Origin of the sequence: Aquitalea denitrificans, from assembly GCF_009856625.1 — a bacterium.
Lineage (GTDB): Bacteria > Pseudomonadota > Gammaproteobacteria > Burkholderiales > Chromobacteriaceae > Aquitalea > Aquitalea denitrificans.
Genome location: NZ_CP047241.1, coordinates 1080531 through 1102587 on the forward strand (window position 1 = coordinate 1080531; position 22057 = coordinate 1102587).

General features: G+C 59.5%; 21 protein-coding genes. 16 read left to right on the plus strand and 5 right to left on the minus strand.

Annotation, left to right across the window (positions count from 1 at the left end):
- Positions 1–5 precede the first annotated feature (5 nt).
- Positions 6–842, minus strand: a complete 837-nt coding sequence (gene cobA / locus GSR16_RS04975) for a uroporphyrinogen-III C-methyltransferase (protein ID WP_159875429.1) — start codon at positions 840–842, stop codon at positions 6–8.
- 162 nt (positions 843–1004) lie between these two features.
- On the opposite strand from cobA, the gene GSR16_RS04980 reads away from it, so the two are divergent.
- The 7 genes from GSR16_RS04980 (at position 1005) to GSR16_RS05010 (ending at position 7042) form a co-directional block, all read left to right on the plus strand.
- Positions 1005–1430, plus strand: a complete 426-nt coding sequence (locus tag GSR16_RS04980) for a c-type cytochrome (protein WP_159875430.1) — start codon at positions 1005–1007, stop codon at positions 1428–1430.
- 32 nt (positions 1431–1462) lie between these two features.
- A complete protein-coding gene (locus tag GSR16_RS04985) occupies positions 1463–2890 on the plus strand; it encodes a cbb3-type cytochrome c oxidase subunit I (RefSeq protein WP_159875431.1) in 1428 nt (475 codons plus the stop codon).
- 55 nt (positions 2891–2945) lie between these two features.
- Entirely contained in the window at positions 2946–3539 is a 594-nt protein-coding gene (locus GSR16_RS04990) for a cytochrome c oxidase subunit 3 (protein WP_159875432.1), read from the plus strand.
- A 202-nt stretch (positions 3540–3741) separates the two neighbouring features.
- Positions 3742–4002, plus strand: coding sequence for a cytochrome C oxidase subunit IV family protein (locus GSR16_RS04995; protein WP_159875433.1), 261 nt, complete (start codon positions 3742–3744; stop codon positions 4000–4002).
- 9 nt (positions 4003–4011) lie between these two features.
- Complete coding sequence (locus GSR16_RS05000; RefSeq protein WP_159875434.1) at positions 4012–4815, plus strand: CbbQ/NirQ/NorQ/GpvN family protein; 804 nt, start codon at positions 4012–4014, stop codon at positions 4813–4815.
- A gap of 12 nt (positions 4816–4827) precedes the next feature.
- Positions 4828–6660, plus strand: coding sequence for a nitric oxide reductase activation protein NorD (locus tag GSR16_RS05005; protein WP_159875435.1), 1833 nt, complete (start codon positions 4828–4830; stop codon positions 6658–6660).
- 166 nt (positions 6661–6826) lie between these two features.
- Positions 6827–7042 (plus strand): DUF3079 domain-containing protein, encoded by a 216-nt coding sequence (locus GSR16_RS05010; RefSeq protein WP_045846238.1) that lies wholly within the window; start codon positions 6827–6829, stop codon positions 7040–7042.
- Between the two features lie 123 nt (positions 7043–7165).
- Here GSR16_RS05010 and GSR16_RS05015 read toward each other — a convergent pair whose 3' ends face one another.
- From GSR16_RS05015 to GSR16_RS05030, 4 genes are all read right to left on the minus strand, one after another.
- A complete protein-coding gene (locus tag GSR16_RS05015; protein ID WP_159875436.1) occupies positions 7166–7873 on the minus strand; it encodes a hypothetical protein in 708 nt (235 codons plus the stop codon).
- Between the two features lie 6 nt (positions 7874–7879).
- Entirely contained in the window at positions 7880–8665 is a 786-nt protein-coding gene (locus GSR16_RS05020; protein ID WP_159875437.1) for a hypothetical protein, read from the minus strand.
- 73 nt (positions 8666–8738) lie between these two features.
- Positions 8739–9467, minus strand: coding sequence for a hypothetical protein (locus GSR16_RS05025; protein ID WP_159875438.1), 729 nt, complete (start codon positions 9465–9467; stop codon positions 8739–8741).
- Positions 9464–11833 (minus strand): hypothetical protein, encoded by a 2370-nt coding sequence (locus GSR16_RS05030; RefSeq protein WP_159875439.1) that lies wholly within the window; start codon positions 11831–11833, stop codon positions 9464–9466. Before GSR16_RS05030 ends, GSR16_RS05025 begins: the two co-directional genes overlap by 4 nt.
- A 359-nt stretch (positions 11834–12192) precedes the next feature.
- Between GSR16_RS05030 and GSR16_RS05035 the strand changes: the two genes are divergently transcribed.
- From GSR16_RS05035 to GSR16_RS05075, 9 genes are all read left to right on the plus strand, one after another.
- Positions 12193–13920: a cytochrome D1 domain-containing protein gene (locus GSR16_RS05035; protein ID WP_159875440.1), complete on the plus strand. Its 1728-nt coding sequence runs from the start codon at positions 12193–12195 to the stop codon at positions 13918–13920.
- Between the two features lie 79 nt (positions 13921–13999).
- Positions 14000–14308, plus strand: a complete 309-nt coding sequence (locus GSR16_RS05040) for a c-type cytochrome (protein WP_159875441.1) — start codon at positions 14000–14002, stop codon at positions 14306–14308.
- Entirely contained in the window at positions 14290–14643 is a 354-nt protein-coding gene (locus GSR16_RS21295; RefSeq protein ID WP_159875442.1) for a c-type cytochrome, read from the plus strand. Before GSR16_RS05040 ends, GSR16_RS21295 begins: the two co-directional genes overlap by 19 nt.
- Positions 14604–15806 carry a cytochrome D1 domain-containing protein gene (locus tag GSR16_RS05050; protein WP_159875443.1) on the plus strand — a complete coding sequence of 401 codons (1203 nt, stop codon included), beginning with the start codon at positions 14604–14606 and terminating at the stop codon, positions 15804–15806. The genes GSR16_RS21295 and GSR16_RS05050 overlap by 40 nt, the downstream gene beginning before the upstream one ends.
- On the plus strand, positions 15806–16810 hold the full coding sequence (gene ahbB, locus GSR16_RS05055) for a siroheme decarboxylase subunit beta (RefSeq protein ID WP_159875444.1): 1005 nt from the start codon (positions 15806–15808) through the stop codon (positions 16808–16810). Before GSR16_RS05050 ends, ahbB (GSR16_RS05055) begins: the two co-directional genes overlap by 1 nt.
- A complete protein-coding gene (gene ahbB, locus GSR16_RS05060; RefSeq protein WP_159875445.1) occupies positions 16794–17801 on the plus strand; it encodes a siroheme decarboxylase subunit beta in 1008 nt (335 codons plus the stop codon). Before ahbB (GSR16_RS05055) ends, ahbB (GSR16_RS05060) begins: the two co-directional genes overlap by 17 nt.
- An 87-nt stretch (positions 17802–17888) precedes the next feature.
- On the plus strand, positions 17889–19085 hold the full coding sequence (nirJ, locus tag GSR16_RS05065; protein ID WP_159875446.1) for a heme d1 biosynthesis radical SAM protein NirJ: 1197 nt from the start codon (positions 17889–17891) through the stop codon (positions 19083–19085).
- Between the two features lie 182 nt (positions 19086–19267).
- Positions 19268–20758: a cytochrome D1 domain-containing protein gene (locus GSR16_RS05070; RefSeq protein WP_159875447.1), complete on the plus strand. Its 1491-nt coding sequence runs from the start codon at positions 19268–19270 to the stop codon at positions 20756–20758.
- Positions 20759–20962: 204 nt separating this feature from the next.
- Complete coding sequence (locus tag GSR16_RS05075; RefSeq protein WP_159875448.1) at positions 20963–21640, plus strand: Crp/Fnr family transcriptional regulator; 678 nt, start codon at positions 20963–20965, stop codon at positions 21638–21640.
- Positions 21641–22057: the final 417 nt, after the last annotated feature.

Here is a 22057-nt window from a genome sequence, read left to right on the forward strand (position 1 = left end):
CCGGATCAAGAAATCATCGCCTGCTGGCGCAAGGCCAGCAGTTGCTGGTGCAGTGTGACCACCTTGCCAATCACCAGCAGGGCCGGTGTGCTGATGGCAGCATCGGCAATCAGCTGTGGCAGCTGTTCCAGTTGGCCGCATACACAGCGCTGCGCGCTGCTGCAGGCTTTTTCCACGATGGCCACCGGGGTGGCCGGGTCGCGGCCATGCGTCAGCAACTGGCTGGCAATATGGCTGGCCTCGCCCAGTCCCATGTAGACCACCAGCGTCTGGTCGGGCTGGCTGTGCTGGGTCCAGTCCAGCGTGCTTTCACCTTGGCGGCGATGACCGGTGACCAGGGTACAGCCCTGAGCGTGATCGCGGTCGGTCAGCGGCAGTCCCAGCGCGGCGGCTGCGCCCAGTGCCGCGCTGATGCCGGGTACGACCTCGCAGGGAATACCTGCTTCGGCCAGTGCCAGCATTTCCTCGCCACCACGGCCAAACAGCAAGGGGTCGCCTCCTTTGAGCCGCACCACCCGCTGCCCGCTGCGGGCAAAGTCAATCAGCAGCCGGTTGATGTCGGCCTGGGGCAGGGTGTGGCGACTGGCGCGCTTGCCCACGCAGATACGACTGGCCTGCGGTGGTGCCAGTCGCAGTATCTGTGGGTCCAGCAGGTGGTCGTACAGCACTACGTCTGCTTCACCCAGGCGTTGTACCGCGCGCAGGGTAAGCAGGTCGGGGTCGCCGGGGCCGGCCCCTACCAGGCAGACGCTGCCAGGGGCAAGGCCGGTGGTGCTGGCGGCGGAGGGGGTAGCGCTGGTGGTGTCGGGGTGAGGCAGGGGGGGCAGGGCTGGTCGGTGCATGTGGACTCCCGGGCAAATGCTTGCCAGATGGTGATGTCGCCAGTGTAGGGAGGAGGGCGACCGGGAATCGTTGATACGAATCAATGCTATATGGATGCCTGAATCCGTACATTTCGGTCCAGGTACCGGACTTGCCGGTGCAAGCACTTTGAGGAGGACGTGATGAGCGCGAGCTTCACCAAATCGACGGCCCGCAACATCTTTTACGGTGGGTCGGTGTTCTTTTTTCTGCTGTTCCTGGGGCTGACGCTGGATACCACCATGGCCCTGCCCAGTCATAACGCCAAGGCCAAGCTGACCGATGCGGCCGTGCGCGGCAAGAAGATCTGGGAGACGCGTAATTGCGGCGGCTGTCACACCTTGCTGGGTGAGGGTGCATTCTTTGCGCCGGAACTGGGTAATGTCTATGTGCGCCGTGGTCCCGACTTCATCAAGGGCTGGATGAAGGCCATGCCCACCAATGTACCGGGTCGTCGCCAGATGCCGCAGTTCCACCTGAATGATGGCGAGCTGGACGATGTGGTGGCTTTCCTGAAATACACCTCCGAGATCAATACCAATAACTGGCCGCCCAATATCCAGGGCTGATCGCACCAGACCAATCGCTTACGGAGATAAACATGAGCAATGCAAGCGCGGCTGCGCTGGCGGCTGAACAAGCCCGCGCGCCAGCCCAGATCAAGTACCGCTCGCAGGCGGTGGCCAAGCCCTATTTCATGGCAGCCATCGGCCTGTTCATCGGCCAGATCCTGTTTGGCCTGATCATCGGCCTGCAGTATGTGAAGGGTGACTTCCTGTTCCCGGCCATCAGCTTCAGTACTGCCCGCATGGTGCATACCAATTTGCTGATCGTATGGCTGCTGTTCGGCTTTATGGGTGCAGGCTATTTCCTGATTCCCGAAGAGTGCGAGCGCGAGCTGTATAGCCCCAAACTGGCCATCATCACCTTCTGGGTGTTCCTGGTGGCCGGTGCGCTGACCATCGTTGGCTACCTGGGCCTGCCGTACAACGTACTGGCCCATCTCACCGGTAACGACTTGCTGCCCACCATGGGGCGCGGTTATCTGGAGCAGCCATTGATCACCAAGGTGGGCATTGTGCTGGTGGCGCTGTCCTTCCTGTTCAACCTGTCGATGACGCTGTTGTCCGGCCGCAAGACCAGCATCAGCATCGTGATGCTGCTGGGGCTGTGGGGCCTGGCCATCTTCTTCCTGTTCTCCTTCGTCAATCCCAACAACCTGGTGCTGGACAAGTACTTCTGGTGGTGGGTGGTGCACCTGTGGGTGGAAGGCGTGTGGGAACTGATCATGGGTGCCATGCTGGCCTTCGTGCTGGTGAAGGTTACCGGCGTGGACCGTGAAATCATCGAAAAATGGCTGTACCTGATCATCGCCATGACCCTGATTACCGGCATCATCGGTACCGGTCACCATTACTTCTGGATCGGTACGCCGGCCTACTGGCAGGTATGGGGTTCCATCTTCTCCGCGCTGGAGCCGGTGCCTTTCTTCATGATGACCATGTTTGCCTTCAATATGGTGAAACGTCGTCGTCGTGCCCACCCCAACCAGGCCGCCACGCTGTGGGCGCTGGGTACTGGTGTGATGTCCTTCCTGGGCGCTGGTGTATGGGGCTTCCTGGGTACGCTGTCGGTGGTCAACTACTACACTCACGGCACGCAGCTTACCGCTTCGCACGGTCACATGGCCTTCTACGGTGCCTATGCCATGGTGGTGCTGACCATGATTTCCTACACCATGCCGCTGCTGCGTGGCCGCGAAGCCAATAGCCCGCAAGCGCAGAAGGTGGAAAAACTGGCCTTCTGGGTGATGACCCTGTCCATTGTCGGCATCACGCTGTTCCTGACTGCTGCCGGTGCCACCCAGGTATGGCTGCAGCGCATGTCCAGCACCCCGCTGTCCTTCATGGAAACGCAGGACCACATCATGCCGCTGTACTGGGCGCGTCTGGTGTGCGGTCTGTCCTTCTTCAGCGGTCTGGTGTTGTATGTAATCAGCTTCTTTGTCACCGGCAAGCGCGAAGACTGAGTGTTAAAGCAAGCAAGCGGCCCCTGGTGGGCCGCTTTTTCATTGGAGATAGCTGATGCGTACCGACAGTCTGGTGCTGGAAGATATACCGCAGAGTCGCCATGTGCCGGGAGACCTGGCCATGTGGTGTTTCATCCTGGCCGAGCTGGCGGTGTTCGGCGTGTTCTTTCTGGTCTACGGCTACCACCGCTGGCGCGATCCGGCCTTGTTTGCTGGCGGCCAGCAACATCTGGGTTTGCTATTGCCCACGCTCAATACCCTGCTGCTATTGGCCGGCAGTGCCGCCATCGTGGCGGCGGTACGCGCCTTTGCACTGGGCCGTCAGCGCAATGGCCGACGCTGGCTGCTGCTGACCATGCTGGCCGGTGGCGGTTTCCTGGTTCTCAAGGCCTTTGAGCTGGGTGGCAAGTTTGCCGCCGGCATCACCCTGTCCAGCAGTGATTTCTGGATGTTCTACCTGTCGCTCACCGTATTTCACTTCCTGCATGTGGTACTGGGCATGGTGATTGTGGCAGCGGTGTGGTGGCAGGCACGTGACGGACGCTATGCCGGCGAGGCCATTGCCGGGGTGGAAACTGCTGCCGCCTACTGGCATATGGTGGATCTGGTGTGGATTGTACTGTTTGCCCTGGTCTACGTGGCGCGTTAAAAACCGCTGACAAAACCTTGGCTCCGGCCTTACTTGTACTGACGATGCGGCGTGTCCTGGCCCGGGTGCGTTGCGTGGTGTTGTTAATGGCAGCCCGCGGTCTCTGGTGGCTGCTGGTGCCGTTGCGCAGCTGGCGCAGTTTGTTGGCAGGGCTTATCTCGAATCAAGGCCATGGCAGGGGATGGCCGGTATCGTTGGCGATATGAACACACCTGCCCCCCTTACCCAATGGCTGCTGTGGGCCTGGCTGAGTGGCCTGACTCTACTGGCGGCCGCACTGGCCGAAAGCGGCCAGCTATCGCAACACTGGCTGGCACCGTTGGTGCTGGGTTTTGCCTGGCTCAAGGGCTGGGCGGTCATCGAGCACTACATGGGCCTGCGCCATGCACCGCGCTGGCTGCGTGCCAGCGTACATGGCTGGCTGCTGCTGGTGACCGGTGTGCTGTTGTTGAGCTTTCGCTGAGGACATGTCATGAACGCACCACTGCGCCCCGAAGTTTCCGCCCCTTACTACCAGCCGCAGGGCGACGAATGCCAGCTGTTCGAAGCTGCCTGGCAGCAGCAGTTGCCGGTGCTGATCAAAGGCCCCACCGGCTGTGGCAAGACCCGCTTTGTCGCCCACATGGCCGCCCGGCTGGGCCTGCCGCTGATTACCGTGTCCTGCCATGACGACCTGTCCGCTGCCGATCTGGTGGGCCGCCACCTGATTGGCGATGGCGAAACGGTATGGTGCGACGGTCCGCTTACCCGTGCGGTGCGCCAGGGCGGCATCTGCTATCTGGACGAAGTGGTGGAAGCCCGCAAGGACACCACCGTGGTGCTGCACCCACTCACCGACGACCGCCGCATCCTGCCCATCGAACGTACCGGCGAAGTGCTGGTGGCACCGCCCGGCTTCATGCTGGTGGTGTCCTACAACCCCGGCTACCAGCATGTGCTCAAAACCCTCAAGCCCAGTACACGCCAGCGCTTTGTCGCCATGAGCTTCGATTTTCCGTCTGCCGAAGTGGAGCAGCAGGTGGTAATGCAGGAATCCGGCCTGGGTGATGTACAGGCCCGGCAGCTGGTGACACTGGCCGGGCAACTGCGCCGCCTGTCCGGTTACGATCTGGACGAATCGGTCAGCACCCGACTCTTGGTGTATGCCGCCAAGCTGATGGCCGCCGGCATGGCCCCAGCCCTGGCCTGCCGCACTGCACTGGCCGAGCCGCTCAGCGACGAGCCGGACACCGTGGCCGCCTTGCTGGCCATCATTCACACCCAGTTTCCTGCCTGAGCGGGGCCTGTCATGGAAGATATCGTCGGCGGCTGGTGGGACAAGCTGGTCAAGCGCGCGGCCTATCGCGGCCACAGCGCCGCAGCCGTGCGGCTGGAGCAGGTAGCCGCTGTTGCGCCCATGTTCTTCCGTGCCATGGGTGGGGACCCGGCACTGGCGCTGCGCTCCACCGTCGGTACCGAACACGGCGCACGCCGCCGCTGGCTGGAACGCATATCCGGTACCGGCGAGCGGGTGGAGCTGGCCTGGTCCGACCATCAGGCCTTCTACCTGCCGGAAAAAATCGACCTGTTTGCTGATGCGGCACTTAATCGCGAACTGTATTTCTGGCTGATGGCACTGGCCGCCAGCGCCCGGCCCGACGGCGACTGGCTGAATGCCAACCGCCAGGCCGCAGCCGACTGCCTGGCGGCCATGCCCGGCCTGGCCGCCAGCTATCAGCGTCTGGTGGCTGCACATCTATTGCAGCGGCCAGATCCTGCCCGATTGCCCGTGCCCGAAGCCGCCTGGGAGCGCGCCATCCGCCAGGCCTTGCTGCAGCCGCAACAAGCGCTGGACACTCCGCCGCCCGCCCGCCCGCCTTACCCCTTGCCACTATGGTTGCACCCGGCCCCGCCCACGCTGGACCACACCGCGCCCACCACCGCGCAAGACCCGCAGCAAAGCGGCGAGCGCAGCAAGCCGCAGCAACGCCAGCGCCGTCGCTACCGCGCCCAGCGCGTGGTGCAGGATGAACGCAAGAACGGCATGCTGATGATCTTCCGCGCCGAAAGCCTGTTTACCTGGGACGAGTACGTCAAGGTCAACCGCCATACCGACGAGGATGACGACGACAACGCCGCCGCTGCCGCCGAGGACATGAACCGCCTGTCATTGGCACAGGACGCCCACACCAAGGGTGGCAAGCTGAAGTTTGATCTGGATCTCCCCGCCGCCGCTTATGACGACACCCCGCTGGGGGCTGGGTTGATGCTGCCGGAATGGAACTGGAAACAGCAAAGACTGGTGGAAGATCACTGCCGCCTGCTGCCCATGTTGCCGCGCGACGCCGTGCCGGCAGCCCTGCCTGACCGCCTGCTGCCGCTGGCCCGCCGCCTGCGCCGCCAGTTTCAGGCACTGGCACCGGAACGCACCCGCAAGAGCGGGCAGGAATGCGGCCCGGATATCGATATCGACCGCGTCATCCGCTTTCTGGCCGAACGCCACAGCGGCGTGGCCCAGGCCGAGCCCGGCCTGTACCAGGCCTGGCCACCGGGCGAGCGCAGCCTGGCTTGTCTGACCCTGGCCGACCTGTCGCTGTCCACCGAAAGCTGGGTAGGGGACGAGGCGGGCCGGGTAATCGACGTCATCCGCGACAGCCTGCTGCTGTTTGCCGAGGCCTTGTCCGCTGCCGGCGACAGCTTTGGCCTGTACGGTTTTTCCTCCATCCGTCGGCAGGAAGTGCGCTTTCAGGTGCTGAAGGATTTTGCCGAGCGTTACGACGACAACGCGCGTGGCCGCATTCTGGCCATCCGCCCCGGCTACTACACCCGCATGGGAGCGGCCATCCGCCAGAGCAGCCGCATCCTGCTGCAACAGCCGGCCGCGCGGCGCCTGCTGCTGATCATCTCCGATGGCAAGCCCAACGATCTGGATCATTACGAAGGCCGATACGGCATCGAGGACACCCGTCAGGCCATTCTGGAAGCCCGCCGCGACGGCCTGCTGCCCTTCTGCCTGACGGTGGACCGCGAAGCCGGCGACTACCTGCCGCACCTGTTTGGCCACCGTGGCTATGTGGTGGTACAGCAAGCGCAAATGCTGCCCAGCGTACTCACCCGCTTGTATGCCCATTTGACCGCCTGAGCGGCCCAGCTGCTGTTCAAGCCCAACCCCACTCCAAGGTGTAATCACCTTCTTCGCCCGGCCTTGTGCCGGGATTTTTTTGATATGCGGCAAGTCGCCAGTCGGCATGTGCTCGGACAATGACAGCCTGCTGCTTCGCGTATTCTGTCACCGGAAAGGAAACATCATGGCCAGGAAATTTCCCCTGCATCCCGCCCACCCGGAGCGCATCTGCTGGGGCTGCGACAAATACTGCCCGGCCGACTCCCTGCAATGCGGCAATGGCTCCGGCCGCACCCAGCACCCGGCGGAAGTACTGGGGGAGGACTGGTATGAATATGGTGACTGGGGGCTGGAGGTGGAGCCGGAACAAAAATCGCTTACGCTGCCGGAGAAGGGCTAAGTTGCAGCACTCTGCTGCCTGACGTTGCCCTGCAGGCCGCGTGTCGAAGCCTGGCAGGATAAGGAGGCAGCAGCAGGGTGGTGTGTATTTACGGGACCGGAATGCAACAGCGCACTGATTATTTCATACCGCCCCCGGCTCAACACAAACTGGCTGTTGCACCCGGCTGGGGGGTGGCAGGTTGGGAAACAGGTCATCACAACGGGCGTCAACATCCGGAGTGGTGAACTCTACTTTTTTCCATGTTCGTGTGTCGTACACACCGGGGTAACTGCCTTTGCGGCAGGAGAAATGCGAAGTGGACAAAGCAAGATACTGGCCATCCGGTGAGAAACTGGCTGAATCAGCAAGGTTGATGCTGGATTTGCTTGCAGTAAAAAATGCTCCGGCTGGAATATCCACCACTTGCTTGCTGGAAATGTGTCTGATTGATAAGCGTTGACATGGCCCAGGTGAACTGTCCTCAGCTTGTTCAACCAGGAAATCCTTTTCCTTGTTCATGTCATCAATTGTGCCAGTCGTTTGCCCGGACAGTTTCATGACCTTGTCGCAAGCTTTTAGCTCCTTCATTTCAAGATAGCCATTGTATAAAACAAGATATTGTTTATCCGAGCTCATTTTTATCAAGTCGGCCTCGGTGGCAGTGGTGTCGAGAATTTTGCATAGCTTGCCATCAAGATAGACATGAATTCCCTGAAAATACTCATCATTGTTCTCCTCGGTATCAATGCGAGTGATTGCATCTTTTTTGATGTGAATGTAGTTGATGGTGCCGGCTGACGCGGTTTGTAGCGCCAGTGCCAATACACTTGCATGGATTGCCAGTTTCATGATTTTTCATTCCTTAATAAATAAGTCAGTTTGATTGTTCCCAAGTGGTGCAATGGGGAAGGTGAAAACGTTATTGACATCCTCATCAGCGCAAAGTGTTTTAAGGGTGCGGCTGGGGGTGGGCAGGTTGGGAAACAGGGCGTCGCAACGGGCGTCGACATCCGGGGTGGTGAACTCAACCTTTTTCCAGGTCCGTGTATTGTATACGCCGGGATAACTGCCTTTGCGGCAGGAGAAATTAGGTAATGACAGGGCCAGATAATTGCCATCGGGTGAAAAACTACCGCCGCCACTAAAGGAATGCTTGCGCATGGTGCGCTCAGACTTTTTCTGCGCATAAAATGGCTTTGCTGTGATACTTGTTTTTTCACCTGTAGGTATTTTTCTTATCGATGCAGTAGAGCATGACCAATCTGAGCCGTAGTCATCTCCGCTCAGAAAAATGCCCTTTTGCTTGTTCATGTCAGATAGATCACCTACGGTAACTTTTGAAGCCTCCATTCTGGTGTTGCAGATTTTTAGCTGTCCTATGTCAATGTAAGAATTGAATAGAATAAGAAATTGCTTGTCTGAGCTCATTTTTATTTGTTGGGCAGTAAAGACGTCTCCGTAAGTTATTTCGCAAGTATTGCCATCGAGATGGACATAAGTGTTGCCCAGTGAGCCAAACTTTACATCCTTGATGTTGGTGCGGACAATATCGTTATCTTTTATATAAATATGCGTGATGGTGTATGCGGTGGCTGGTGTGCTGGACAGCGCGATGATGCCTGCGGTGATGATGGATTTCATTCTTCTCCTCTACATTTATCATTCACTCAATTTTTCTTATTTAATTCAGCTGAGTTATTGTAGCGATGTGGTGTCAATATTTATTGAAATCCTCATCCACGCAAAGTGGTTCCAAGGTGCGGCTGGGGGTGGGCAGATTGGGAAACAGGGCATCGCAACGGGCGTCGACATCCGGGGTGGTGAACTCCACTTTTTTCCAGGTCCGAGTATCGTATACGCCGGGGTAACTTCCTTTGCGGCAGGAAAAATTAGGTAATGACAGGGCCAGATAATTGCCATCGGGTGAAAAGCTGCCGCCACCACCAAAGGAATTCTTGCGCATGGTGTGTTCAGATTTTTTCTGCGCATAAAATGGCTTTGCTGCAATATTGATTTCTTTTGCTGTAGGTATTTTATTGATTGATGCAATGGAACATGGCCAGCGTAAGCCGTATTCGGTAATGCTAAGGAAAATATTTTTTTCCTTGTTTATGTCGGACAAATCTCCATAGGCTTTTCCAGAAAGCTTCATTTTTGTCTTGCAGGCCTTAAGTTGTTTCATATCCACGTAGTCATTAAATAGTATAAGGTACTGCTTGTCCGAGCTCATTTTTATCCAGTCAGCTGCCGCAGCACTACCGTCAATAATTTCGCAGGTATTGCCATCCAGATGGACATAGGTGTTGCCCGGTGAGCCTTCCTTTGCTTGCTTGATATCGGTACGAACTATATCGTTATCCTTAATGTAGATATGCGTAATGGTATGTGCTGATGCAGCAGTAGTGCCGAGCGCCAGTAGTGTTGTTGCAATTATGAATTTCATTTTTCATGTCCTTGTTTTTCGATGGCCAAGGTAAATCGTTCGACATACTTGCTGAGATATTCTTTTTTATCTTTGGGTTCGATCTCGTCACCAAGAACATGGTAGGCGCGATAGCTTTGTTTTATTCTCTGCTCCTTGGCATAGATGCCACCATTGATGGCACGGCTGACTTCAATGATGCTGTTGTCGTTCATGCTTTGCATGTGCAGCTTGATTTGGGGTCGTTCTGCGGTAATAAAGTAGGCACCACTATCAATGCAGTTATAGGGGTCGATAGCAATGATGTGCGGATTATTGATGATGGCGGGGCGGCGCTTCATTTTATCCGGCTGACGATTTTTATAGGCGGGGTCATCCCACCAGTGTTCGTCGAAGGATGACTTGCTTAGCCAGCCACGATAGCGCCAATATTGGGCGTAATTGCTACGCCCGGTCAGTTGCTTGAATCCGCGACCACGGAATTTCTGTGCGTCTATGGTGTCGATATTGCCATTTCGCCAGGCATAGGAGTTTCCACTAATTGTGCCAGTGGTGGTGTATCTGGTGTGGTTGAAAATATCGACTCGATCTTTCTGCTTGCTTCCCCACCAGTCTTTTTCTTTCATTTCATAATAAATTAATGACTCATCGATATATCTTTTCCCTATTTTTAATACATAATCCTGATACTGTGCAGTCTCCACCATACTTTTCAAAGCGTTAGACTCCACGCAGCCTTGGCCAATGAAATGGCTGCAGCGCAGGCCGGTATCAATCAGGTATTTGCGCATGGTCAGGTTGAGCGGAATTTTGTAACGTCTGATCTGTTCCTCTGCGTTTGGCCCTTGCTTGGGTTTGGCTTCCGGTAATACTGCCATTTCCATTTCCACACTGCTCAGCCATTTGCATTTGCGGAATACCTGAATGAATTCACGCGGATGAAAGTGCCAGATGTGATCTTCCAGACTGCGGTCGTATAAATTCCTTTCCTCCTGGTAACAACTCTTGCCGGCCTGGACCATGCTGCGCGGCAGAATCTGTTGCCAGAAGCTCAGCATTTCGATCTTGATCTTGTAGACCCGATAATCGGCAGCGGACATGACCTCTGACTTGGGGTTGAAGGCGCTTTCCTGCCGTACCCAGCCGTAGCGGGCATCCACCTTGTTGCTGTCCCATTCGGTGGGAAAGCGGCAGATGGTGCGTGAGAGCCGGGCTTGTTGTGCCGGGATGGCGGCCAGCAGCCTGTCCCTGGTTTTGGGCTGGCCTGGCGGCAATAGCCAGCCATGCAGGGTGGGGGACTGGCACAGGCCGTCGTCGCTGGGGTCGTCGTCTATCCAGGTCCAGCCCAGCCAGTGCGGGAAGTCTGCATCGCTGTATTTTTTGATGTCGTTGCTGGCCAGGTTGACCCAGTGCCAGCCGGTCGGGGTGTTGATCTGGTGCCAGTGCGGCAGTTGTGCGGGGAGTGCGCTGTGTTGTTCCCGGGCGACAAGTCGGCCAAAACGCAGCAGTTCGTATACCGCGCTGGCGGAGGCTGCCGGGTATTGATCGGCAATTTTTCCCGCCAGTTTCGCCATACCGGCTTCGTAGTTGTGCCAGTAGGCCGGTCGGTGGGAGTCCGGCAGCTGTGGATAGTGTTGGCCTTGTTGTTGCCGGGTGTACAGGCTGATATTGCCCTTGTCGAATTGCAGGGTGACAAACAGTGGTCGGTCGGTGTGGCTGGCCGGACGCAGGCTGGCATGGCGCGGGCTCCAGTCGGCTTGCTCATTGGCAAACCGGTATATCGGAGTGGCCGCAGGCAGATAAAAGTGAATGTCACCAAACAGGATGTTGTCGCGGCCATGCTGGGTGAGTGGCAGCAGCCCGCCGGTGCGGCCAGTCAGGCGACGCAGGTTCTCGCTGTTGCAGAAAATTTCAAAATGAAAGCCTGCCTTTCCTCCCGCATAGCCGGACTGGCCCAATGCCTGTTTGCGTGGCAGCAACTTGCCGGTTTTAAAGGCATCACGTACCGCCGGCTTCAAGTTGGCCAGATGCTGATAGACGGAAAAGAACACTACGTGGCCATCCGGCCCGGCACCAATTTCGGTTTCATGGCGCATCACCACGCAGCCGGGGCTATTCAAACCGAAGCGGGCGATGGGCGAGTCCGGCTCCAGCCTGAGTTCACCGGGGCCGCAATCACGAAAATGGATGACATTGCCGCTGGCAATGGCGCGTACGGTATTGGCTTCACCGCTGCCGTTGAGCAGTACATGGATGCCGCCATGCCATTCGAAGCCCGTGCTCAATGGGTAACGGCCTACGCTTGGGTCGGGCAGGATGCTGGCGAGCCAGTCAGCATCGCTTTGCTGTTGCTGGCGATGGTGTAAAGAGGGCGGGCTGATGAGCATGGTGTTTGGTCCTGGTTTACGGGGGAGTACGTCATTGGCGCAGAGCCTGTTATCGGTCGGCAGTTGTGCGAGCAGCATCTGTTGCCATGTCAGGTGCATGGTTGTTTGAGTCTGGATCTCGAGCTATCGGGAAATGGCGTTGCCTGGGTGGGAGATGTCTGAATTTCCTGAATTGCTTCGGTATGGTTGGAGGATCAAGCCGGCATGTGCCGGGATATTGTGTGATAGCTGGGATTAAGGAGGAGCGGAGACCATGGCCATGCCATGGTTAAACCGTTGATTCGAATCAAGGAGGGAGATATGCCTGCGGGATGAAGATGCCGGCTATCAAGCATTACTGTCACGCTGGAGCCCTAACCATGAAGACCCCGCGCTTGTCCTGGCTGCCAAGAAGTGTGTTGCTGGCGGCCCTGCCTTTTTCCGTGATGCAGGCCTGGGCGGATACTGCCGCCACTTCGACTTCCGCGCCGGAAGCGAAATACCAGGGTGCGGCTTCGCCGCTGGCTTCCGAGCCCATGCACCAGAATATCAACCCCAAGGCCCCGCCGATGACCGAGGCGGAGTTCAGCCACGCCAAGCAGATTTACTTCGAGCGTTGCGCCGGCTGTCACGGGGTGCTGCGTAAGGGGGCCACCGGTAAGCCGCTGACGCCGGATATCACGCTGGGTCGTGGCACCGAATACCTGAAAACCTTCATCAAGTACGGCTCGCCAGCCGGCATGCCCAACTGGGGTACTTCCGGTGAACTGACCGATGCCCAGGTGGACCTGATGGCGCGCTATGTACAGCAGGAACCGCCGACGCCGCCGGAATTCGGCATGAAGGACATGCTGGGCACCTGGAAGGTGCTGATTCCGCCGGAAAAGCGGCCTACGCATAAAGAAAACAATCTGGATGTGGCCAATCTGTTCTCGGTCACCCTGCGCGATGCCGGCCAGATTGCCCTGATCGACGGCAATAGCAAGCAGATTGTCAGCGTGCTGAAAACCGGCTACGCCGTGCATATTTCCCGGCTGTCGCAATCCGGCCGCTATCTGTACGTGATTGGCCGCGACGGCAAGATCAACCTGATCGATCTGTGGATGGCCAAGCCGGACACGGTGGCGGAAATCCGCATCGGCCTGGAAGCCCGCTCGGTGGAAACCTCCAAGTTCAAGGGCTTTGAAGACAAGCTGGCCGTGGCCGGTGCCTACTGGCCGCCGCAATACGTGATCATGGATGGCAACAGCCTCAAGCCGCTGAAGATTGTCGGCACCCGTGGCATGACGGTGGATAACGAATACCACCCCGAGCCGCGTGTGGCCTCCATCGTGGCCAGCCACTACAAGCCGGAATTCGTCATCAATGCCAAGGAAACCGGCAAGATCATGATGGTGAACTACTCCGACCTGAGCAACCTTAAGACCACCACCATCGATGCGGCCAAGTTCCTGCATGACGGCGGTTTTGATACTACTGGCCGTTACTTCATGGTGGCTGCCAATGCCTCCAACAAGGTAGCGGTGGTGGATACCAAGCTTGACAAGCTGGCTGCGCTGGTGGATGTGGGCAAGACCCCGCACCCGGGCCGTGGTGCCAACTTTGTCGACCCGCAATATGGCCCGGTATGGGCTACCGGCCACCTGGGCGACGACAGCATCAGCCTGATCGGCACCGACCCGGACAAGCACAAGGCCAATGCCTGGAAGGTGGTACGGGTGTTGAAGGGGCAGGGCGGTGGTTCGCTGTTCATCAAGACCCACCCGAAATCACACAATCTGTGGGTGGATACCACGCTGAATCCGGATGCCGCCATCAGCCAGAGCGCCGCCGTGTTTGACATCAACCACCTGGACAAGGGCTATGCCGTATTGCCGATCGGCGAATGGTCTGGCCTGGGCGATGGTGCCAAGCGCGTGCTGCAGCCGGAATACAGCAAGGACGGCAGCGAGGTGTGGTTCTCGGTATGGAGCGGCAAGGACAAGCAATCCGCCATCGTGGTAGTGGATGACAAGACCCGCAAGCTCAAGGCCGTGATCAAGGACCCGCGTCTGATCACCCCGACTGGCAAGTTCAATGTATTCAACACCCAGCATGACATTTATTGATCTGGGATAAATCTTTCCTGATCGTTCGCTGTTGAAATCCGGCAGGCAGTACATTGTCTGCCGGAATAAGGAGAATACGATGAAACATGCACTGATCGCTCTGGCCCTGTGTGGGGCTGTTTCTGCATCGCTGGCTCAGGCTGCCGCCGGACCGGAACTGGCCAAGCAATACAACTGCCTGGCCTGCCACAGCGTGGATGCCAAGCTGGTTGGCCCGTCCTACAAGCAGGTGGCCGCCAAATACAAGGGCCAGGATGTCACGGCCAAGCTGATGCAGAAGGTGAAGGCGGGCGGTTCCGGTAGCTTTGGTGCCATTCCGATGTCGCCTAATCCGCAAGTACCGGATGCCGACCTGAAGCAGCTGGTGACATGGATTCTGTCCCAGTAAGGCGCAGCCTGTGGTTGCTGGCGCTACCAGCACTGCTGGCTACCAGCCTGTGGCAGTCACAGCTGGCTGCAGCGGCCGCCCCGGCAGAACCACGTGCCGGCGCGCTGCTGCAACTATTGCATAACGATTGCGGTGCCTGCCACGGCCTTAGCCTCAAGGGCGGGCTGGGTAGCCCGCTCACCCCCCAGGCGCTGGCCGGCAAGCCGGCCGACAGCCTGGTGGCCACCATTCTCAATGGCCGCCCCGGCACACCGATGCCGCCATGGCGGCCTTTCCTTTCCGAAGAAGAAGCGCAATGGCTGGTTCAACTCTTGCAACAGGGCGGCGCACGCTAGCCCGCCTGCTGGCTCCGCTGCTGTGCCTGGCGCTGGCGGCCTGCGCCAGCACACCGCTGCGCGGCACCGGCGACCTTGGCGTGGTGATCGAACGCGCCAGCGGCAGCGTGCAGATTGTCGACAACAGCCATACACAATCGCTGGCGCGGGTGCAGGGCTTGGGCGATCTGTCGCATGCCTCGGTGGTATTTTCGCGCGATGCCCGCTATGCCTATGTGTTTGGCCGCGATGGTGCCATCAGCAAGGTGGATTTGCTCACTGCCCGGCTGGTGAAGCGGGTGGAGCAGGCCAGCAATAGCATAGGCGGTGCCATTTCCAGCGATGGCCGGGTGATTGCTGCGCAAAACTACAGCCCCGGCGGGGTAAAGCTGTTTGATGCCGACAGCCTGCAGCTGCTGTCCAGCGTCAGCACTGCGGCATTTGGCGGTAGTGAATCCAAGGTGGTGGGGCTGGCCGACCTGCCGGGCAATCGCTTTGCCTTTGCCCTGTACGACAGTGGCGAAATCTGGCTGCTGGATGCCAGTACGCCCACCGCACCCAAGGTCCAGCGTTTTGAACATATCGGCAAGCAGCCCTACGACGGCCTGGCCAGTGGCGATGGCCGCTACTTCATTGCCGGCCTGTACGGCGAAGACGGCCTGGCCTTGCTGGACAGCTGGCATGCCGATGCTGGCGTGCGGCGCATCCTGGGCGGCTATGGCCGTGGCCGGCAGGCGCTGCCGGTATACAAGATGCCGCATTTGCGCGGCTGGTCGATCGCCGGTGACTACGCCTTCCTGCCCGCCATCGGTCAGCACGAGGTGCTGGTGGCCGATAACCGCAGCTGGGCACAAGTGGCCAGCGTGCCGGTGTTGGGCCAGCCGGTATTCGTGATGGCCGAGCCGGGCGGACGCCGGGTGTGGGTGAATTTTGCCTTCCCCGACAACGACAAGGTGCAGGTGATTGATGTGCCGACCCGGCAGGTGATCAAGACCCTGCAACCGGGCCGCGCCATCCTGCACATGGAATTCACCCCTCGTGGCGACGCGGTGTGGCTGTCCAGCCGCGATGACAACAAGCTGGTGGTGATCGACACCGCAACCCTCGCCGTGCGCAGTACACTGCCGGCGCTGGAACCTTCCGGCATTTTCTTCAGCTGGCGCGCCAGCCGCATGGGGATGTGATGCAAGACTTGCCAAGCCCGACCGCGTTGCCGCCGCGCAGCCTGAATGCACTGGACCGCTGCCAGAAACAGTTTCCGCTCAGCGCCACGCCGTTTGCCGACATGGCCGCCATGCTGGGGGATGGCTGGACGGCCAGCGAGCTGATGCAGTTGCTGCGCGAGGCGCAGCAGGCCGGCCTGCTGTCCCGGCTGGGGGCGGTGTTTGCCCCCAATACCGTGGGTAGCAGCACCCTGGCCGCACTGGCCGTGGCACCAGAGCGGCTGGATGCCGTGGCGGCTTATGTCAGCAGCCATGCCGAAGTCAACCACAACTACCAGCGCCAGCATCACTTCAACCTGTGGTTCGTAGTAACGGCCAGTGATGTCGCCGCGGTGACCGATGTGCTGTCGCGCATTCATCTGGCCACGGGTCTGACACCGCTAAACCTTCCTTTGCTGCGTGAATACCATATCGACCTGGGCTTTGCGCTGGATGGCAGTACTGCCGTGCGCCAACCACAGCGTGTGCCCGAACCCATCCGTCCGGACTGGCGTCAGCAGCGCCTGCTGGCTGCCCTGTGCAGCGGGCTGCCGCTGCAATTGCGCCCCTTCACGTTGCTGGCTACACGTTGCGGCCTGACCGAACAGGAAGTCCTGCTCCAGTTGCAGGACTGGCAGGCAGGCGGAGTGCTGCGCCGCTTTGGTGCGGTACTGCGCCATGCCGAGCTGGGCTATCGCCACAACGCCATGTGCGTGTGGCAGATCGACGATGCCGCTACCCGCGAGACTATTGCCTGGCAACTGGCTGGCGAACCCGCGGTGACGCTGTGCTACGAGCGCCCGGCGCGGCTGCCGTACTGGCCTTACCAGCTGTTTTGCATGATTCACGCCAGCGATGCCGCCAGCCTGCAGGCCGCCCTGGGGCAGATCATCCAGCGCCATGGCCTGCAACAGTATGCGCACGCTGTATTGCCGTCCCTGAAACGCTATACCCAACGCGGAGCCTGTTATGGCCATCACGCATAGCCAGGCCAAGCTCAACCCGCTGGAAACCAGCATCGTCAACCAGCTGCAGGGTGGTTTCCCCCTGTCCAGCCATCCTTATGCTGCCGCGGCCAGCACGCTGGGTTGCAGCGAAACCGCACTACGCCAGGGCCTGGACGGCCTGCTGCAGCGCCAGGTGCTCACCCGCTTTGGCCCGCTATACCAGATAGAACGCATGGGCGGCTGCTTTGTGCTGGCGGCGCTGGCGGTGCCGCCGGCCCGTTTCGACGAGGTGGCCGCCGCGGTCAACAGCCTGCCGGCGGTGGCGCACAACTACCAGCGCACCCACAAGCTCAATATGTGGTTTGTACTGGCCGCCGCCAGCCAGGCTGGTATCTCTGCTGCCTGTAGCGCCATCGAACTGCTCACCGGTCTTACCGTGCATGCCTTTCCCAAACAACGGGAATACTTTGTCGGCATGCGCTTTACCGTGGGCGGCCAGGCCGCGGTGGGGCAGGCCAGCGCCGGGCGCAGCAGCGTGGACGATAGCCTGCAGGTGCCGGAGCTGGATGAAGACGACTGGCGGCTGATCCGTGCCACCCAGGCCGGTCTGCCGCTGGTGGAACAGCCCTATCGCCAGCTGGCCGACAGCCTGCAGCTGCCGGAAGACATGGTGCTGGCGCGGCTGGGCCGCATGCTGGAGCAGGGGGTGATCCGCCGCATTGGCGCGGTGCCCAATCACTATGCCATCGGCTACCGCGCCAATGGCATGGCGGTGTTCGATGTGGCGGACGATCAGGTGGACCAACTGGGCCAGCAACTGGGGCAGCTTGATTGCGTCAGCCACTGCTATCGTCGCCCGCGTCACCTGCCGCACTGGCCGTACAACCTGTTTGCCATGGTGCATGGTGGCAGCCGCCGGGCCGTGCGCGAACAGCAGGCGGCTTTGCTGCAACTGCTGGGTCCGGCCTGCCGTCGCCATGCGCTGCTGTTTTCCACTCGCATCCTGAAAAAATCCGGCCTGCGGGTATAAGCCGGGACCATCCCGTTGATGCGGGTCAAGGAGTGCGGTGGGCTTGTCCCCGCACACTGTATGCCGTCGCCATTGCCGGAGCCTGCCATGCTGCGCCTGACACCCTATCTGCAAAGCCTGCTGGACCCGGCTGCTGCATTGCCACGCAGCGGCAAGCCCAGTGGCCCGGTGGTAATCTGGAATCTGATCCGCCGTTGTAACCTTACCTGTCAGCACTGTTATTCCACCTCGGCCAACAAGGATTTTCAGGGCGAGCTGAGTACGGCAGAAGCCTGTGCAGTGATGGACGATCTGTACGCCTTTGGCGTGCGGGTGCTGATTCTGTCCGGCGGCGAGCCGCTGCTGCGGCCGGATATCTTCGAGCTGGCCGCCCGCGCCAAGGCCATGGGTTTTTATGTCGGCCTGTCCAGCAATGGCACGCTGATCGATGAACGCAATATCTCGGCGCTGGCGGCGGTGGGCTTTGACTATGTCGGCGTCAGCCTGGATGGTATCGGCGCTACCCACGACCGCTTCCGCCGGCTGGTCGGCGGCTACGAGCTGGCCCTGCGTGGCATGCGGCTGGCACGCGATGCCGGGCTGAAAGTGGGCCTGCGCTACACCATGACCGAAGACAATGCCGATGACCTGCCGGCGCTATTGCAGCTGCTGGCAGTGGAAGACATCGACAAGTTTTACTTCTCCCATCTCAATTATGCTGGCCGTGGCAACAAGCACCGTGCCGATGACGCACGCCAGCCGCGTACCCGCTGGGCGATGGATTTGCTGATCGAGGCCTGTCTGCAGCATATCCGCACTGGCCGACCACGTGATTTCGTCACCGGCAATAACGATGCCGATGCGGTGTACCTGCTGCACTGGGCAGCCCGTCATTACCCGGCACAGGCCGCGCAGCTGCGCCAGCGCCTGCTGGCCTGGGGTGGCAACGCCAGCGGGGTCAACGTGGCCAATATCGACAATCTGGGCAATGTGCACCCGGACACCATGTGGTGGAAGGTGACGCTGGGTAATGTGCGCCAGCGGCCGTTTTCCGCCATCTGGCAGGATGAATCCCATCCGCTGATGGCCGGTCTGCGCCAGTCGCCACGGCCGGTGGAAGGGCGCTGCGCCGCCTGCCAGCATCTGGCCATCTGCAATGGCAATACCCGGGTGCGCGCCTGGGAGCTGACCGGCAATTTCTGGGCAGCAGACCCGGCCTGCTATCTGAGCGACGAGGAAGTGGGCGTCGCCAGCGGCGTGCATGCGCTGGCACCGCTCACTCCCTGGCAGAAGGAGACAGCATGATCAAACGCTGGCTAGTCTTGTTGGGCATGGCGCTTAGAGCCGCTAACAAAAACCCTGCTGCTACGTTGCGCCTCCTTGCCGTACCCTTGTACTGTCTGCGTCGGCGCGCCTTGCCCCAGGGACGCTACGCTATTTTGTTAGCCGCTCTTAGCCTGCCGCTGCATGCTGCTCCCGCAGCGGACATGGATCCATCCGCCGCAGCGCAGTTATATGGCCAGCATTGCCAAAGCTGCCATGGTGCCGACCGGCTGGGCGGCATGGGCCCAGCCTTGCTGCCGGAAAGCCTGGAGCGGCTGAAAGCTGGCGAAATCAGCAACACCATCCGCCAGGGGCGCACTGCCACCCAGATGGCCGGTTTTGCCGACCGGCTGAGTGAGGAGCAAATCAGCCAGCTGACTACATATGTGCAAAGCGCTCCGGCCACGCCGCCGCGTTGGAGTGAGGCCGACATGCGTGCCTCGCACCGCCAGCCGGTGGCGCTTGCCAGCCTGCCGGCCAAGCCGCAATACACGGCCAATCCGCTCAATCTGTTTGTGGTAGTCGAGGCGGGCGACCATCATGTCACGGTGCTGGATGGCGACCGCTTTCAGCCCATTACCCGCTTTGCCAGCCACTATGCGGTGCATGGCGGCCCCAAGTTTTCTCCCGATGGCCGCTTTGTCTATTTCTCCAGCCGCGATGGCTGGGTGACCCAGTACGACTTGTACAGCCTGCAAGTGGTGGCGGATATCCGCGTGGGGCTGAACACCCGCAATATCGCGGTATCGGATGACGGCAACTGGATTCTGGCCGGCAACACCCTGCCGCAGACGCTGGTGCTGCTGGATGCCCACGGCCTGGCCCCGGTAAAAACCATTGTGGTGCGCGATGCTGCTGGTCATCCGTCGCGGGTGTCCGCCGTGTACGAAGCCGCGCCGCGCCACAGCTTTGTGGTGGCCTTGAAAGATGTGCCGGAGCTGTGGGAAATCAGCTACGACCGTCACGCCGAGCCGGTTTACTCCGGACTGGTGCATGACTACAAGATGGGCGAGTCACTGGCGCAGCCGGGCTTTCTTACCCCGCGGGTGACGCCCTTGACCATGGTGCTGGACGACTTTTACTTTGATCCGTCCTACCGCCATGTGCTGGGTGCCTCGCGCAGCGGCCAGGCGCAGGTCATCAGTCTGGATGCACGCAGCAAGGTGGCGGACCTGCCGCTGATGGGCATGCCGCATCTGGGTTCCGGCATCAGTTTCGAGCGCGATGGCCATCGCATCATGGCCACGCCCAATCTCAAGGGCGGCCAGCTCAGTTTTGTCGACATGGACAGCTGGCAGCTGATCAAGGAAGTGCAGTTGCCGGGGCCTGGCTTTTTCCTGCGCAGCCATGAAAACACGCCCTATGCCTGGGCCGACTCCATGATGAGCGCGCACAAGGACACGCTGTCCATCATCGACAAGCGCAGCCTCAGCGTGGTGCGCCAGCTGGTGTTGCGACCGGGCAAGACCACCGCCCATGTGGAATTCACCCGCGATGGTCGCTATGCGCTGGTGTCGGTAATGGAAAACCCGGGCGAGCTGATTGTGGTGGATGCGCAAACCCTGCGCGAAGTTGCCGCCTTGCCCATGGCCAAGCCCATCGGCAAATACAATGTGTATAACAAGGTGAACCGTTCGGAAGGGACCAGTCACTGAAGTTACTGAGGACCGCTGAGATCCGCCCCGTTGCAGCTTGGTTCTGCCCTGCTGCAGTAGCGCCTTCAGCGGATGTACGACAAGCCGGTCTACACCATTTGGCGTAGCCGGCTGATGCTTATTGCGCATGGTGATGTCGTCGGCTGCGGCTTATAGTCGGCAGCATTGCGGGACATTGCGCCCGGCGCGCCTTACGGAAAAGTCATGCAAACTGTCGATATCCCCTCGTTTTTGCGGCACCAGCCGCTGTTCCAGCAGTTATCTCCGGCACAGATCGATGCGCTGGTGCCCTTTACCCACGAGGTGCGCGGTAACAAGGGTCAGGTGATTTTCCAGAAAGGTGATCCCTGCGATGGCATGTTCCTGGTGGTGTATGGCCGGGTGAAGCTGGCCATTTCCTCGTCTCAGGGCAGCGAAAAGGTGATGGAAATCATCCATCCGGGCCAGAGTTTTGCCGAAGCCGTTATGTTTCTGGGCAAGCCCTGCCCGGTGATGGCGCAGTTGCTGGAAGACGGCTTTTTGCTGAAAGTGGAAGCCCAGGGCATCAATCAGGCCATCGAGAATGACCCGGCCTTTGCCCGTCGCCTGTTGGCGGGTTTGTCGATGCGACTGCATGGTCTGGTGCGCGATGTGGAACGCTACACCATCGAAAGCTCGCTGCAGCGGGTGGTGGGTTATCTGCTGCAGAATGCCGAGCTGGACGCCGCCATGCCGCTGGTGACGCTGCCGGTGAACAAGAACCTGATTGCATCACGGCTGAACCTGACGCCGGAAACCTTCTCGCGCATGCTGCACCAGCTCAGCGAGGCGGCGCTGATCGATGTCAATGGCCGCGACATCCGGCTGCTGGATGTCGAAGGGCTGCGCCACAGCGCCGACTAAGCGGCTCCGTCCGCGGTGACAAACAAAAAACGCCTGACTGTGTCAGGCGTTTTTTGCTGCTGGCAAAGTGATTTGCTGCGCTTTCACCAGACCCGGCAAAGCCGGGCCTTTCGACTAAGTGATAGATTCCGCAGTCTTCCCATTTATTTCCTATCCCCCCTTGCTTTGCCAATTGCAGCAGCGAGCCTCGTTTTTCTTATAGAAATAGATAGATATATTTTGTCAATAATCTGAAAGGACAGGTTCAATCCGGCCTTTCACGCGGCTGACAAAGTAATTTGGTGCGATTTCACCAGGCTCGGCAAAGCTGGCTCTTTCAATTAAGTAGCTGATTTCACAGTCTTCCCATTTATTTCCTATCCTCCGCCCGTGCTTTGCCAATTGAAAAAGAAAGCCTCGCTTTTCTCCAAGAAAACG